The 15,138-nt window shown below is 67.5% G+C and carries 14 protein-coding genes; 8 read left to right on the top strand and 6 right to left on the bottom strand.

Annotated elements, in window-relative coordinates; all coding sequences use genetic code 11:
- The first annotated feature begins 7 nt into the window (after positions 1-7).
- Together A5760_RS14465 and A5760_RS14460 are read left to right on the top strand one after the other, a co-directional pair.
- The gene (locus A5760_RS14465) at positions 8-1,222 is read left to right on the top strand and encodes a cytochrome P450 (protein ID WP_064881851.1); all 1,215 of its coding nucleotides are present in this window, start codon (positions 8-10) and stop codon (positions 1,220-1,222) included.
- A 113-nt stretch (positions 1,223-1,335) separates the two neighbouring features.
- Positions 1,336-2,820 carry an aldehyde dehydrogenase family protein gene (locus tag A5760_RS14460; RefSeq protein ID WP_064881850.1) on the top strand — a complete coding sequence of 495 codons (1,485 nt, stop codon included), beginning with the start codon at positions 1,336-1,338 and terminating at the stop codon, positions 2,818-2,820.
- A gap of 3 nt (positions 2,821-2,823) precedes the next feature.
- On the opposite strand, the gene A5760_RS14455 is transcribed toward A5760_RS14460, so the two are convergent.
- Complete coding sequence (locus A5760_RS14455; RefSeq protein WP_064881848.1) at positions 2,824-3,186, bottom strand: hypothetical protein; 363 nt, start codon at positions 3,184-3,186, stop codon at positions 2,824-2,826.
- Between the two features lie 251 nt (positions 3,187-3,437).
- Here A5760_RS14455 and A5760_RS14450 point away from each other — a divergent pair, with 251 nt between their 5' ends.
- Together A5760_RS14450 and A5760_RS14445 are read left to right on the top strand one after the other, a co-directional pair.
- Complete coding sequence (locus A5760_RS14450) at positions 3,438-4,706, top strand: cytochrome P450 (protein WP_064881846.1); 1,269 nt, start codon at positions 3,438-3,440, stop codon at positions 4,704-4,706.
- The gene (locus tag A5760_RS14445; protein WP_082279474.1) at positions 4,703-5,494 is read left to right on the top strand and encodes a lysophospholipid acyltransferase family protein; all 792 of its coding nucleotides are present in this window, start codon (positions 4,703-4,705) and stop codon (positions 5,492-5,494) included. Before A5760_RS14450 ends, A5760_RS14445 begins: the two co-directional genes overlap by 4 nt.
- An 11-nt stretch (positions 5,495-5,505) precedes the next feature.
- Here A5760_RS14445 and A5760_RS14440 read toward each other — a convergent pair whose 3' ends face one another.
- Positions 5,506-6,930, bottom strand: a complete 1,425-nt coding sequence (locus A5760_RS14440) for a WS/DGAT/MGAT family O-acyltransferase (RefSeq protein ID WP_064881998.1) — start codon at positions 6,928-6,930, stop codon at positions 5,506-5,508.
- Positions 6,931-7,199: 269 nt separating this feature from the next.
- Between A5760_RS14440 and A5760_RS14435 the strand changes: the two genes are divergently transcribed.
- Positions 7,200-8,357, top strand: a complete 1,158-nt coding sequence (locus A5760_RS14435) for a thiolase family protein (RefSeq protein ID WP_064881844.1) — start codon at positions 7,200-7,202, stop codon at positions 8,355-8,357.
- Positions 8,354-9,145: a crotonase/enoyl-CoA hydratase family protein gene (locus A5760_RS14430; RefSeq protein WP_064881843.1), complete on the top strand. Its 792-nt coding sequence runs from the start codon at positions 8,354-8,356 to the stop codon at positions 9,143-9,145. The genes A5760_RS14435 and A5760_RS14430 overlap by 4 nt, the downstream gene beginning before the upstream one ends.
- A gap of 15 nt (positions 9,146-9,160) precedes the next feature.
- Here the strand turns inward: A5760_RS14430 and A5760_RS14425 are convergent, their stop codons facing one another.
- Genes A5760_RS14425 through A5760_RS14415 form a run of 3 tightly spaced genes read right to left on the bottom strand, consistent with a single transcriptional unit; the run spans position 9,161 to position 11,789 of the window.
- Positions 9,161-10,177 carry an NAD(P)/FAD-dependent oxidoreductase gene (locus A5760_RS14425; protein ID WP_064881840.1) on the bottom strand — a complete coding sequence of 339 codons (1,017 nt, stop codon included), beginning with the start codon at positions 10,175-10,177 and terminating at the stop codon, positions 9,161-9,163.
- Positions 10,174-10,674 carry an isoprenylcysteine carboxyl methyltransferase family protein gene (locus A5760_RS14420; protein ID WP_064881838.1) on the bottom strand — a complete coding sequence of 167 codons (501 nt, stop codon included), beginning with the start codon at positions 10,672-10,674 and terminating at the stop codon, positions 10,174-10,176. The genes A5760_RS14425 and A5760_RS14420 overlap by 4 nt, the downstream gene beginning before the upstream one ends.
- A gap of 20 nt (positions 10,675-10,694) precedes the next feature.
- Positions 10,695-11,789 carry a type III polyketide synthase gene (locus A5760_RS14415; protein ID WP_064881836.1) on the bottom strand — a complete coding sequence of 365 codons (1,095 nt, stop codon included), beginning with the start codon at positions 11,787-11,789 and terminating at the stop codon, positions 10,695-10,697.
- 131 nt (positions 11,790-11,920) lie between these two features.
- On the opposite strand from A5760_RS14415, the gene A5760_RS14410 reads away from it, so the two are divergent.
- Complete coding sequence (locus A5760_RS14410) at positions 11,921-13,069, top strand: NAD(P)H-binding protein (protein WP_064881826.1); 1,149 nt, start codon at positions 11,921-11,923, stop codon at positions 13,067-13,069.
- Positions 13,066-13,788: a CPBP family intramembrane glutamic endopeptidase gene (locus A5760_RS14405; RefSeq protein ID WP_064881825.1), complete on the top strand. Its 723-nt coding sequence runs from the start codon at positions 13,066-13,068 to the stop codon at positions 13,786-13,788. The genes A5760_RS14410 and A5760_RS14405 overlap by 4 nt, the downstream gene beginning before the upstream one ends.
- A gap of 6 nt (positions 13,789-13,794) precedes the next feature.
- On the opposite strand, the gene A5760_RS14400 is transcribed toward A5760_RS14405, so the two are convergent.
- Positions 13,795-15,135 (bottom strand): DUF2867 domain-containing protein, encoded by a 1,341-nt coding sequence (locus A5760_RS14400; RefSeq protein WP_064881824.1) that lies wholly within the window; start codon positions 15,133-15,135, stop codon positions 13,795-13,797.
- Positions 15,136-15,138 lie beyond the last annotated feature (3 nt).

Genomic DNA, 15,138 nt, shown 5'->3' with positions numbered 1-15,138 from the left:
GGCAATCATGGAACAACTTTTCGACGATCTAGAAGACTTCGGCGCGTTCGACGATGCGGTCTCCGGGGACGTGCGCGACCCGTACACCGAATTGGCCCGGCTGCGTCGCGAGGAACCGATTCAGCGCCTGGACACCTCCGGCATGCCCCATGAGGAATCCAAGCCCGTCTTCATCGTCTACCGGTACGAAGAAGCGCAGCAGATGCTGCGCGACAACGAGACCTTCTCCTCGGCGGCCGTGATCGCGGCGTTCGGCCCCGTCCTGGGGGAGCGCGTCATGCTCGGCATGGACGAGCCGGTACACGGCCGGCTGCGGTCACTGGTGTCAAAGGCGTTCTCGCAGAAGGCCTTGGCGCGCTGGGAGGACGAGTTGGTCGGACGCGTGGCCAATGGCCTGATCGACAAGTTCGCCGCCAACGGCAAGGCCGACCTGGTCAAAGAATTCACCTTCGACTATCCCAGTCAGATCATCGCCGGCCTGCTGGGATTGCCCGAGAAGGACTACCCACAGTTTCAGCGCTGGTCCATCTCGCTGCTGAGCTGGATCCTGAATCCGGAACGCGGACTTGCCGCCTCGGCGGCGCTGTGCGACTACTTCGCGCCGATCCTGGCGGCCCGCCGCGCCGAGCCCAAGGACGATCTGATCAGCGCGCTGGCCCAGGCGGAGATCGACGGCGAGAAGCTCGAAGACGAGGAGATCTATTCGTTCCTGCGCCTGCTGCTGCCCGCCGGGGTGGAGACCACCTACCGCGCGCTGGGCAACCTGCTGCTCGCGCTGCTGTCCGATCCCAAGCAGCTGGACGCCATCCGCGCGGACCGCTCGCTGCTGCCGCAGGCCATCGAGGAGGGCGTGCGGTGGGAACCGCCGCTGTTGACCATCACCCGGGTCGCCACCCGCGACACCGAACTCGGCGGGGTGCCGATCCCGGCCGGGTCAAGCGTGATGCCGATGCTGGGCGCCGCCAACCGGCAGGAAGACCGTTACCCCGAACCGGACTCGTTCGACATCTTCCGCTCGCCCAAGGGCCACCTGGGCTGGGGGCACGGCGTGCACGTCTGCCTCGGCATGCACCTGGCGCGGCTCGAGATGCGCACCGCCATCAACCTTCTGCTCGACCGGTTGCCGAACCTGCGGCTGGACCCCGAGGGGGCCGACCCGCACATTCGCGGCCAGGTCTTCCGGTCACCGACGTCGGTCCCGGTGCTCTTCGACCCCCAATAACCGGCCCCGCCCGAGGCTCCACTTGCCAATCGGCTAGTTTCCAGTAAGGCTCCCCGTAGGGCAACCAGCGCTCTGCGGGACGCCCCTCTAACGAGTCAGAGAGAGTGACAGATATGACTGAGGCTGTAAAGGTCCGCTTCGAGCCGAAGATGATGATCGACGGCAAGCTCGTCGACGGGCAGGCCGGCACCTTCACGAACATCAACCCGGCGACCGAAGAGTCGCTCGGCGAGGTCGCCGATGCCTCGAAGGAGGACATGCACCGGGCCATCGATGCCGCCCGGCGCGCCTTCGACGAGACCGACTGGTCGACCAACAAGGAGCTGCGCAAGCGCTGCCTACTGCAGCTGCACGAGGCGATCGAATCCGAGATCGACGAGCTGCGCGAGGAACTGATCCTCGAGGTCGGCTCGCCGCGGGCCATCACGTTCGGACCCCAGCTGGACGCCCCGCTGGAAGACGGGCTGAAATACCCCGCACGCCTGATCGACGAGTACGCGTGGGAAACCGACCTGGGCGACAAGATGATCAGCCTGACCGGCACGCTGACCACCCGCAAGGTCTGGCGGGAACCGGTGGGCGTGGTCGGTGCGATCGTGCCGTGGAACTTCCCGTTCGAGGTCACCCTCAACAAGCTTGGCCAGGCGCTGGGCACCGGCAACACCGTGGTGCTCAAGCCGGCACCCAACACCCCGTTCAACGCGAACCGGCTCGGCCGCCTGATCGCCGAGAAGACCGACATCCCCGCCGGCGTCGTCAACGTCGTCACCGCGTCGGACCACTTCGTGGGCGAGGAGCTCACGCTGTCGCCCAAGGTCGACCTGATCTCGTTCACCGGCTCGACGGTGGTCGGCAAGCGGATCATGGAGAAGGGCGCCGCGACCATGAAGCGGCTGTTCCTCGAACTCGGTGGCAAGTCGGCCACCATCGTGCTGGAGGACGCCGACTTCGGGACGGCGTGCATGGTCGGCATCGCGCCGTGCATGCACGCCGGTCAGGGCTGCGCCAACCCGACCCGGCTGCTGCTGCCGCGGTCCCGCTATGACGAGGGCGTCGAGATCCTCAAGAACATCTACGAGAACGTCACGTGCGGCGACCCGCAGGACCCCGGAACGCTGTGTGGGCCGGTGATCTCGCAACGACAGTTCGACCGCGTGACGGACTACATCAAGAAGGGTGTCGAAGAGGGCGCCACGGCGCTGGTCGGCGGACCCGGCGCGGAAACCGGTTTCGACAAGGGATATTTCATCAGGCCAACGCTTTTCACGAACGTCGACAACAAGATGACCATCGCGCAGGAGGAGATCTTCGGCCCGGTGCTGTCGGTCATCCCGTTCGACGACGAGGAGGACGCGATCCGGATCGCCAACGACAGCGTGTACGGGTTGGCCGGCAATGTGTTTGCGGGTTCGCTCGAGCGTGCGTTGTCGGTGACCCGCCGGATCAAGGCCGGCTTCATGGGCGTCAACGGCGGCGCCCCGTACGGTGCCGACACACCGTTCGGCGGCTACAAGGAGAGCGGCGTGGGACGCCAGAACGGTATCGCCGGGTTCGACCAGTACACCGAGATCAAGTCGGTCGCCTACCCCGCCGGCTAGGAATCACCCTTCGACGAGATTGCCGTCAGGGTCGCGATTTTCGGGCTTGATCGCGAGCGTGGCGGCAATCTCGGTTCGGCCCGGCGGCAGCGGCCGTTTGAGTGTGCAGACGATGCTCCACTCGAAATAGTGGTCACCGCCCCTGTCGTATTCCTTGAATCGGTGGGCAACTTGGGTGCGTTGCACCGAGGATCCCACGATTTCCCAGCCCTGCTCGCCGTAGGTCGTCGTCATGCGGTTCGCCTCGTCCAAGACCGCTTCCAACAACTCATGGGTGTGCGAGATGAAGGTGCTCTCCCATCGCTGGGGATACCACTTGCCGTCTGACGCCAGCCACCAACCGGGCCCGGGTGCAGGAGTGCTCACATCCGGGGACCATATGCGCCGTCGGCCCAGGAGAAATGAACTGCAGGTGACCGTCGCTGTACACAACGCCGAAGAACTGACGTCAACAGCGCTGACGGTGGGGTAGGCCCCGCGCGCAGCGGGCGATCACGCGGCCGCAACCCGGGCTGCCAGCTTGACCTAATATTTGTTCAGCTCTAGATTGGCAAGAGAGGTTACGTCGCCCGGGTTGACGTTGGTGGGGGCGGTTACGTGGATGCCTAGGAGTTCTGTTGAGCGAATTCGAATCGGTTGATTTCTTCACTGACGTGTCCCTGATTCCGGACCCGTACCCATACTTCGATCATCTGCGGGCGCGCTGCCCGGTGCTGCCGCGACCCGATCAGGGCGTGCTGGCGGTGACAGGACACTCCGAGGCGCTCGCCGTCTACAAAGATCCGGCGTTCTCGTCGTGTGTCTCGGTCGCCGGGCCGTTTTCGGGGTTGCCATTCGAGCCCGAGGGCGACGACATCGGCAGCCTGATCGAACAACATCGCTCGCAGATCCCGATGAGCGAACACATCGTGACTCAAGATCCACCGGAGCATGCCCGCACGCGGGGTCTGCTCAGTCGCCTGCTGACGCCCAAGCGGCTCAAGGAAAATGAAGACTTCATGTGGCGGCTCGCCGATCAGCAGCTCGACGAGTTCCTGTCCCGCGGCAGTTGTGAATTCCTCGACGATTATGCGCGACCGTTCTCCGGGTTGGTGATCGCCGACCTCCTGGGTGTTCCCATCGAGGATCATGAGGAGTTTCGGAACGTGTTCTCGGGCAAGTTCTCCGGTGGTGTCGAGGACGACTCGATGACGCGCGCGCACAATCCGCTGGAATACCTCGACGAGAAGTTCACCACCCACATCACCGAACGCCGCCGACAGCCACGCGAAGACGTGCTGACCGAGCTGGCGCAGGCGAAGTACCCCGACGAGTCGACTCCCGAAGTCATCGACGTGGTCCGGCTGGCGACATTCCTGTTCGCGGCCGGTCAGGAGACCACCACCAAGCTGCTCAGCTTCGGGGTCCGCACGCTCGCCGAGAACCCGGAGTTGCAGAAACTGCTCCGCGAAGACCGCAGTCGGATACCGAATTTCGTCGAAGAGACACTGCGCATGGAGAGTCCGGTCAAGTGCCACTTCCGGATGGCCCGCACCACGACCTCGATCGGTGACACCGACATCCCGGCGGGCAGCACGGTGATGCTGCTGCCCGGCGCGAGCAACCGGGATGCACGAAAGTTCGAGCAGCCCGATGAGTTCCGCATCGACCGGCCGAACGTGCGCGAGCATGTGGCCTTCGGCCGCGGCAACCACTCCTGCCCTGGCGCACCGTTGGCCCGCGCGGAGGGACGAATCTCGCTGAACCGCATACTCGACCGGATGGCGGACATCACCATCACCGAGGCAAAGCACGGGCCGCCGGACGCCCGCAGCTACACCTACGACCCGACCTGGCAGATGCGGGGTCTGTCCGAGTTGCACCTCGAATTCACCCCGATTTCGTGAGCGACCGCGAAATCGGCGAGTGGGATCCCGGCTTCACCGAACGCTTCGTCGCCGCGGCAGAACCTTTGGCACGGGCATGGTTTCGCTTCGAAGTGCGTGGGCTGGAATCGTTGCCGCCCGATGGCGGTGCCCTGGTCATCGGCAACCACTCGGGCGGCATGCTCACGCCCGACGTGCTGATCTTCGCCGCGGCGTTCTACCGCAGGTTCGGCTACGAGCGTCCGCTGTACACGCTCGGCCACGACGGGATGTTCGTCGGGCCCATGTCTGGATGGTTGGGCCGCCTCGGGGTCATTCGCGCCACCGCGAAAAACACCGCGAAGGCGCTGCGATCCGGCGGTGTGGTGCTGGTGTTTCCGGGCGGGATCTACGACGCCTACCGACCGACGCTCGCGGAGAACGTCATTGACTTCAACGGCCGCACCGGATATATCAGGTCGGCGATCGACGCGCGCGTGCCGATCGTGCCGCTGGTCTCCATCGGCGGCCAGGAGAGCCAGCTCTTCCTGACCCGTGGCACGTGGCTGGCGAAGCGGTTGGGCCTGTCGCGGTGGCGGTCCGACATTCTCCCCATCACCTGGGGCTTTCCCTTCGGGCTCAGCATGATCTTGCCGCCCAATCTGCCGTTGCCGACCAAGATCGTCAGCGAAGTCCTGGAGCCGATCGACGTCGCCGCCCAATTCGGCGACGCACCAGAGGCCGGCGACGTTGACGCACACGTCCGTTCGGCCATGCAGGACGCCCTGGACGGCCTGGCTCGCGAGCGACGCTTTCCCGTCCTCGGATAGCGCGTTGGCGCTCAGGGTTTGAGCGTGACCGGGGGCATCGCCCTGTCGACCATCGCCGGCTCGCCGGAAAGCCCCGCCGCGGTGCTGATCTCGGAAAACGCATGGACCATGGCGGCGGTGACCTCGTGCGGATCCTCGACGGTGCGGTCGTCGGCAATGACCGAGATGTTGAGTTGGTCGACGTAGCTCCACACGGTGATGTTGACGCCGCATGCGGCGATCAACGGGCCGGCCGAGTAAATCTCGCTGACCGGAGCCCCCGACAGGTGGCCTGGCCGGCGGGGCCCCGCCACGTTGGAAACCGGGAGGTTGAACAACCTGTTGTTCGCGTCGCGCCGGGCCAGCCACTTGAACGCGGCGGGAGCGGCGGTCGACGGCAGGTAGCTGATCAGCTTGCCGTACAGCTCGGGACCGAACAGCTCGTTGTTTTCCTTGGCGATCGTGGTGGCCACCGACGTCAGTCGCACCCGCTCCAGCGGATCGCCGATATGCGTGGGCAGCGAGACCGCCATTCCGCCGAGTTCGTTGCCGCTGATCCGGTCTGACGAGCGGTCCGTGCTCGCCGGAACGGAAGCGACGATCGGCCGGTCCGCGCCACCGTCGTAGCGCAGCAACAACTCTCGTAATGCGCCGGCGGTCATCGCCATCACCACGTCATTGATGGTGATCCGCAAGCTCTTGCCAACCTGTTTCACCTGCGGCAGCGAGAGCGTCGCGGTCGCAAACGTTCTGCCCGGCGAGACGACGTGGTTCATGAATGTCGGCGGCGCGTGCAGCAGCCGGGCAAGGTCTGGATGCTTGCCCCGCTGGCGGGCGCGGCGACGCAGCCGGCGAGCGCCGGACAGCGCTTCGGTGATCACCCCGGGCAGCGCGACGGCCTGCTGGAGATGGTCACGCCCCGCGGCCCGCAGCAGCTCCGCTGTCGACGGCGGCACGCAGCCGATGTCGTTGTCGCGTTCGTCCTGCGCCGTGCCGTCGGCATCCATGAGGCGGGCCAGCAGGTTCGCCGATGCGACACCGTCGGCCAGCGCGTGGTGGATCTTGCCGATGATGGCCAGCCGGTGATCGGCCATCCCCTCGGCGATGTGGAACTCCCACAGTGGGCGGCTGCGATCCAGCGGCGTGCCGGCGATGTTTCCGATCACCAGATCGAGCTCGCGGCGGCCACCGGGGGAGGGCACCTCGACCCGGCGCAGATGGTAGTCGAGGTCGACGTCGCAGTTCTGCAACCACATCGGATGATGCAGTCGCCATGGAATGTCAACGAGCTTGTAGCGCAACGGGTCCAGCAGATGCAGCCGGCGCAGCAGGGTGCGGCGAAAGACTTCGAAGGTGAAGTCGGGATCGTCGACGATCGCGATCTTCAGGGTGTGCGTGTGCAGGTTCGGCGTCTCGCTGTACAGCAGCATCGCGTCCATGCCGTTGAGCCGCTTCATCGTCTGCCTCATCTGTCCGAGGAGCCGCGACGCTCCCGGCGCTGCCAACTGAGGTGACGTATGGATGACGCGGTCTCCGACACCATTATGGTGACATCCGCGCGAGATGAACGAACAAATTTCTGGTTCGGCCCGCGGTCCCTCGGCGTCCGTCGAGGGGGCCGCGCAGGCCCCACGACACCCCGCGCTTCGCCCGCCCAACCCCTTGGTTGACAATCAACGCAAGACTCCACTCTTTTCGAAGTCCACGTGTCAAAGGAGACAAGACCATGCCTGAAGCCGTAATCGTCGAGGCAGTGCGTTCACCGATCGGCAAGCGCAACGGCGGATTGTCCGGGGTGCACCCGGCGGATCTGTCCGCACAGGTGCTCAACGGCCTGGTCGACAAGGCCGGCGTCGACCCGGGCCTGGTCGACGACGTCATCTGGGGCTGCGTCATGCAGGCGGGGGAGCAGGCCCTCGACATCGGCCGCACCGCGCTGCTGACCGCCGGCTGGCCCGAGACCGTCCCGGGCGTGACCGTGGACCGCCAATGCGGATCCAGCCAGCAGTCCATCCACTTCGCCGCCGCCGGCGTCATCGCCGGGCACTACGACGTCGTGGTCGCCGGCGGTGTCGAGTCGATGTCGCGGACCCCGATGGGCGCATCGCTGGCCAACGGCGGACGGCCGTACCCGCAGGCCTTCCTGGACCGCTACGAAGGCCAGATCCCCAACCAGGGCATCGGCGCGGAGATGATCGCCGAGCAGTGGGGGTTCGACCGCACCGCGCTCGACCAGTTCTCCCTCGACTCGCACGAAAAGGCCGCTGCCGCACAGGATGCCGGCGCCTTCGATGACCAGATCGTGGGCATCAATGTGGCCGACGGCCACGAAAAAACAACAGTGCTCAAGGACGAAGGCATCCGCCGCGGCACGCCGATGGAGAAGATGGCCTCGCTGAAGCCGGCGTTCAAGGAAGACGGCGTGATTCACGCCGGCAACTCGTCGCAGATCTCCGACGGCTCGGCCGCGATCCTGTTCATGTCCGCCGAGAAGGCCAAGGAACTCGGGCTCAAGCCGATCGCCAAGGTGCACACCGCGACCCTGGCCGGCGCGGACCCGGTGATCATGCTGACCGCGCCCATCCCGGCGACCCAGAAGGTGCTGAAGCGCTCCGGGCTGTCCATCGGCGACATCGGCACCTACGAGGTCAACGAGGCGTTCGCGCCGGTTCCGCTGGCCTGGCTCAAGGACATCGGCGCCGACGAGAACAAGCTCAACCCCAACGGCGGCGCCATCGCGCTGGGCCACCCGCTGGGCGGATCCGGTGCCCGGATCATGACCACCCTGCTATACCACATGCGGGACAAGGGAATTCAGTACGGCCTGCAGACCATGTGCGAGGGCGGCGGCCAGGCCAACGCCACCATCGTGGAACTGTTGTGACCCAGGAGCCGGGGGCCCTGGCCGAACGCCGGGGCAACGTGATGGTGATAACCATCAACCGGCCCGAAGCCCGCAACGCGGTGAACGCCGCCGTCAGCATCGGCCTCGGGGATGCGCTCGAAGATGCGCAGCACGACCCCGAGGTGCGGGCGGTGGTGGTCACCGGCGCGGGCGACAAGTCGTTCTGCGCCGGCGCCGACCTCAAGGCAATTGCCCGGCGGGAGAATATCTATCACCCCGACCATCCCGAGTGGGGATTCGCCGGATACGTCCACCACTTCATCGACAAGCCCACGATCGCGGCGGTGAACGGGACCGCCCTGGGTGGTGGCACCGAGCTGGCGCTGGCCAGCGACCTGGTGGTGGCCGACGAACGGGCGCAGTTCGGCCTGCCCGAGGTCAAGCGCGGGCTGATCGCCGCCGCCGGTGGGGTGTTCCGCATCGCCGAGCAGCTGCCCCGCAAGGTGGGTATGCGGCTGCTGTTGACCGGCGAGCCGCTCACCGCGGCCGCCGCCTGCGAGTGGGGCCTGATCAACGACGTCGTCCCCCAGGGCTCGGTGCTGGACGCCGCGCTGTCGCTGGCCGCGCGGATCACCGTCAACGCGCCGCTCTCGGTGCAGGCCAGCAAGCGGATCGCCTATGGCGTCGACGACGGCGTCGTCGTCGGTGACGAACCGGGTTGGGAGCGCACCATGCGCGAGATGAAGGCGCTGCTCAGATCCGAGGACGCCAAGGAAGGACCGCTGGCGTTCGCCGAGAAGCGGGAGCCGGTCTGGAAGGCGCGCTAGCCGGGTGACGGGGCGCTAGCCGGCCAAGATGTTGACGCCGCGGGCGAACACCGGTGGTAGCAGCGTGCACGTCGGGACGACGGCGCGCCGCACCGCTCGCGGCGTGCTGGCCAGTACCAGCGCGCGGGTGAGCAGCCGGTAATCGCGGGTGATCCGGTGCCAGGCCTGCTCGTATGACGCCGGCGTCTCGTTGACGATGGCGTCGACGGCCGCGGAGGACTGTTTGAGCGCCAAGCTGATGCCCTCGCCGGTGAGCGCGTCCTCGTAGCCGGCCGCGTCGCCGACCAGCAGCACGCGCCCCGCGACCCGGCTCGAGACCACCTGCCGCAGCGGGCCGCAACCGCGGTGCTGCCCCTGGCCGGCCCCGTGCAGCTGGCGGGCCAGCCGCGGGAACCAGGCCAGGTCGGGCCGGCCACGCGACAGGATCGCCACACCGACCAGATCCGGCTCCACCGGCGTCACGTAAGCCTCGCCCCAGCGAGACCAGTACACCTCGACGAATTCCGACCATGCCGGCACCCGGTAGTGCCACCGCACGCCGTAGCGCCGCGGTGTCCCGGCCGTCGCCGTGATTCCGACCGCGCGCCGGACCTGGGAATGCAATCCGTCCGCCGCCACCAACCACCTCGCGCGCACACCGGCGGCCGAGACGCCGTGGGCATCTTGCGCGACGCTGGTCACCCGCGTGCGGATCCAGTCGGTGTCTTGCTCTTTGGCCCGCGCGGCCAGCGCTGCGTGCAACGTGGTGCGGCGCACGCCGCGTCCCGGCCCGCTGCGAAAGCGCGCCTGGGCCCGCCGTCGTTCACTCACGTAGGCGATCCCGTGGAAAGGCATGCCGACGGGATCCACGCCCAGCGACGTCAGTTCGGCCAGCCCGCTGGGCATCAACCCCTCGCCGCAGGCCTTGTCGATGGGGCCGTCGCGCGGCTCGGCCACGATCACCGAAAGTCCAAGGCGTCGAGCATGCAACGCCGTGGCCAGCCCGCCCGGTCCGCCACCGACGATCAACAGGTCCGCGTCGTAGTCGCTCACGTGTAACCCAACGCGGAGTTCTCCACCCGCAGGCGCACCCAGAGCAGCGCGGCGTTGGCCAGCGTGAAAACGGCGGCGGTCAGCCATGCAGTATGCACCAGCGGCAACGCCACTCCCTCAGCCACCACTGCAACATAATTCGGATGGTGCAGCCAGCGGTAGGGACCCTGACGCACCAACGGCGCCTGCGGCAGAACGATCACCCGGGTGTTCCATCGCCGCCCCAGCGTCGCGATGCACCACCAGCGCAATGCCTGGCTGGCCACCACCACCGCCAGCATCGGCCAGCCCAGCCATGCGATGAAGGGCCGGTGCAGCGTCCACGGTTCGACGAGGCAGCCGACCAGCAGCCCGGTGTGAATGATCACCATCACCGGATAGTGCGATCGGCCAAACTCCGTGGCGCCCTTGGTAAACGACCAACGTGCGTTGCGGGTGGACACCACCAGCTCCGCGACGCGCTCGAGTCCGACCGCCAGCACCAGCAGGTAATACATGGCTACAGTCTTTACCAGCTCTACCAGGCCAGCAGTACCAGCTCGGAACGGAACGCCGGACCCATCGCGATCATCAGGCCGATCGACCCCGGCGCCGGCGGATCGGCCATGTTCGCCGCGAGCACGTCGAGCACCGAGACCGACGACAGATTGCCGTTCTCCCGCAATGAGGTTCGGGTGTGGTCGAGAGCGTCCTCGGGGAGGTCCAGGACGCTCTCGACGGTCTCGATCACCCGCGGTCCGCCCGGATGGCACACCCAGGTCTGCACGTCGCGGGGGGTCAGCCCGTGGTCGGCGAGGAATTCGCGGACGTCGTCGCCGAGGTATTTATCGGCGATGGTGGCCACGTCGGCGGACAGCACGATCCGGAAGCCGTCACCGCCGATCTTCCAGCCCATCACCTCTTCGGTGTCGGGATAGATGCGGCTGCGCGTCGCCACCACGCGTGGGCCGGTGTGCTCCCGGCCCGCCCGGTGGGCGCCCTCGGTGATCACCGCGGCCGCGCCGTCGCCGAACAGGCTGGTGGCGACGAGATTGGCGACCGACTTGTCTTGGCGCTGAACGGTCAGCGAGCATAGTTCCACCGCGAGCAGCGCGGCCGTCTGGACCGGGAACGCGCGCAGGTAGTCGTGCATGCGCGCCACGCCGGCCGCGCCGGCCACACAGCCCAGCCCGAACAGCGGGACGCGTTTGACGTCCGGGCGCAGCCCGACCCGCGTCGCGAGCCGCGCCTCCAGCGTCGGCACCGCCAGCCCGGTGACCGTCGTCGAAAACACGATGTCGAGCTCCGACGGCTTGACCTTGGCCTGGTCCAGGGCGGCCAGCAGCGCCTGCTCGCCCAGGTCGAGCGCGACCTCGAGATAGGCGTCGTTGGCCCCGGTCAATCCGCTCAGCTCGCGGTAGCGGGGCAGCCGCAACGCGGTGTTGCGGAACGCGACCCCGCTGCTGCGCGCGAAACGCTGAAAGTCCGGACCGGCGAGGTCGGTCAGCGCCTGGATGGCTTCGCTTTGGGTATAGCGAGTGGGTGGAAACTTCACCGCCACCCCGGCGATGGTCGGATCTTTCAGCGCAATGCCCGTCGAGCCGGCGAAATCAGGGCTTCCCCGATGGTCCACGTAGGGATGACGGTGCCGCCGCGCCGCCGGTTCAAACGCCCACCGCGCGGTCGGGCCGCTCGGCGCAATTGTTGTCCGACTCCTCCGCACGCCGCGCGCGGCGTGCAGCGTCGTCCGGCTAGGGTCGGGGTATGCGGGCTCTGGTAACCGGTGCCACCGGTTATGTCGGATCACGGCTGGTAACCGCGCTGCTGGCTGATCGGCACCAGGTGGCGGCGGCGACGCGAAACCCGGCGCGCCTCAAGCGTTTCGGTTGGTTCGACGACGTCACACCGGTGAAATTGGATGCCGCCGAGCCCGCATCGTTGGCCTCCGCGTTCGCCAGCTGCGGGCCCCTTGACGTGGTGTATTACCTGGTGCACGCGATCGGCCAGCCCGGTTTTCGCGACGCCGATAAGACCGCGGCGGCAAACTTCGCGGCCGCGGCCCGCGACGCCGGGGTGCAACGCATCGTCTACCTGGGCGGCTTCGTGCCCGCCGATGAAGACTTATCCGAGCACTTGACCAGCCGGGCCGAGGTGGCCGAGGCGCTCAGCATCCCGGACGGCCCCGAGCTGGTGTGGCTGGGCGCGGCGATCATCATCGGCGCCGGCTCGACGTCGTTCGAGATGATGCGCTACGTCGGTGACCGCTTCCCGCTGATCCCGATCCCGAGCTGGATGGACAACCCGATCGACCCGATCTCCATCCGCGACGTACTGCACTATCTCGTCGCGGCGACCGACCGCGACCTGGTGCCCGCCGGGGCCTACGACATCGCCGGCCCGGACACCACCTCCTACCGGGGCCTGCTCAGGGCGTATGCGCGCGTCTCCGGCCGCTGGCACACCGGACTGCCGGTCGGCAGGGTCGACACCTCGCTGGCGTCGCTGATCACCGGCGTCGCGCTGCCGGTGCCCCAAGGGCTGGCAGGCGATCTGGTCGAATCGCTGGACCACCCGATGGTGGCCTCCACCAGCGGCCTGCGCGAGCGCGTTCCCGACCCGCCCGGCGGCTTGCTCGGCGTCGACGAGTCCATAGCCCTGGCCGTGGCCGGCCAGTCGACGCACCGGCCGCGACCCGTCAACGCCCTGACCGATCCGCACCACCTCGCTGATACCGATCCCACCTGGGCCGGCGGCGACGCGCTGCGCATCCGCCGACTCGCCCGGCGAGTCACCCCCTCCATCGTGCGGCCGACCCTGGGGCTGGTGAACCGGGTCCCCGGTCCGGTGGCCGGAGCGGTGCGCACGGGCCTCGACATCCTGATCGCCCTGACCCCGAAGGTGCGTACCACATGACCCAGTCGACGAGTCCGTACCGCACCGGTGTCTTCACGGAGTTGCGCCGTGCGGTCACCAATGTTGCTGTGCCCCATAATGAATCGCCGGCCATCGTGCGGCGCCGGCGCATCGTCGTCGCGATCACGCTGGTGATCGGTGCGGCCGTGCTGGGGTATTCGCTGCGGCGCCATCCGGGGGAGTCCAGCTTCTACTGGTTGATGCTGGTGCTGGCGGGAGTGTGGACCGCCGGAGCGCTGACCTCCGGGCCGCTGCACCTGGGCGGCATATGTTGGCGGGGTCGCAACCAGCGGCCGGTCATCACCGGCACCAGCGTCGGCCTGCTGGTCGGTGGGGCGTTCGTCGTCGGCGGACTGATCGCCCGCGAAATCCCGGCCGTCGCAACCTTGATCACCCGGGTGCTGATGTACGCGCATCAAGGATCTTTTCTGCTGGTCGTCTTGATCACCGTCATCAACGGCGTCGCCGAGGAGCTGTTTTTTCGCGGCGCGCTCTACACGGCGCTGGGCCGCCATCACCCGGTGCTGATCTCGACCGTCCTGTACACCGCGGCGACCATGGCCAGCGGCAACCCCATGCTGGGCTTCGCCGCGATCATCCTCGGAACGGTGTGCGCGCTGGAGCGTCGCGCCAGCGGCGGCGTGCTGGCCCCGGTGCTGACGCATTCCGTGTGGGGACTGATCATGGTGCTGGTGCTGCCGCCGATGTTCGGGGTCTAATGCCGGCTATCGGGCCGAACCAACGACCTCACGCGCGAGCGCACGCATCGCGGCGGTGCGGACTGGCCGAACGAAGAACCAGTACACCCGCCCCGGAATGCCCCTCGGCAGAAAGACCGACCGCTGCGTATACCGGCTCCCGCGATCGCCTTGCCGCGTGACGGCAATCTCGAGCCACTCCCGTCCCGGGGCCCGCTTGGTGGAGCGCAGCCGCAACAGGGTTCCCGCTGTGCGCTCCTCGACCTTCCAGTTGGCTGCCCGTGAGTTTACGACGTCCTCCGCCGCCTTCCAGACGTTCGCGGGTTCGGCGTTGGTCGTGGCGGTGCGCACATCGGTGTAGACGATCTCGCCCGCCCAGGCCGGGTCTGTGGGCAGCGCCGCGGCCGGTTCGGACCGCAACGACGACCAAGTGGGTTCGGGGACGCCACGCGCGGCGCGGGCAAGCGCGAGTTCCACGGCCCGCCGGTAGCCGATCAGGCCGCCCGACGGCGGCCCGATGATGCCGTCGATGTCCGAATTGCGCATCACCGCATCGCATTCCAGCGATTCGACCAGCGGCCGCGCCAACCCGGGCGGAATCGGGGTCACGGTGCCCACCCAGAGGCTGGCGATGGCCGGGGTGAGAAACGGCAGCACGAACAGGTAGCGATTGCCCAACCCCGCGACTTGGGCGTAGACGCGCATCATGTCGCCGTACTCCAGCACGTCGGGCCCGCCGATATCCCAGGTGCGCGACTTCGGGACCGGGGCCGTCGCCGCCGCGGCCAGGTAGTGCAGCACGTCGCGCACCGCGATCGGCTGGATCTTGTTGTGCACCCACTTCGGCGTGGTCATCACCGGTAACCGGTCGGTGAGGTGCCGGATCATTTCGAACGACGCCGACCCCGAGCCGATGACCACCCCGGCCTGCAAGACGACCGTGTCGACACCTGAGCCGATCAGCGCGTCCCCGACGGCCTTGCGCGACGCGAGATGCGGTGAGAGATCGCTGTTTTCGGGATGCAGCCCACTCAGATACACCAGCCGCCGCACCCCGGCGCGCCGCGCGGCCGTCACGACGTTGCGCGCGGCGCGGGTTTCCTCGGCGGCGAAATCCTTTGAGGTGCCCATCGAGTGGACGAGGTAGTACACCACGTCGATGCCGTCGAACGCGGCGATCAGTGAATCGACATCACCGAGGTCACCGCGTGCCACCTCCGCCTGTTGCCGCCAGGGCACCTGCGCCAGCTTGTCGGGGTTGCGCGCCAAGGCCCGAACGTGATGGCCCTCATCCAGGAGGCGGGGCACCAGGCGCCCGCCTATGTAGCCGGTCGCTCCGGTCACCAGGCACCGCACCTGTTCGGGCATCGA

The sequence above is a fragment of the Mycobacterium colombiense genome (genome assembly GCF_001665835.1).
GTDB lineage: Bacteria > Actinomycetota > Actinomycetes > Mycobacteriales > Mycobacteriaceae > Mycobacterium > Mycobacterium colombiense_A.
The sequence above is the reverse complement of the archived record's forward strand: the minus strand, read 5'-3'. Positions and strand labels throughout refer to the sequence as shown.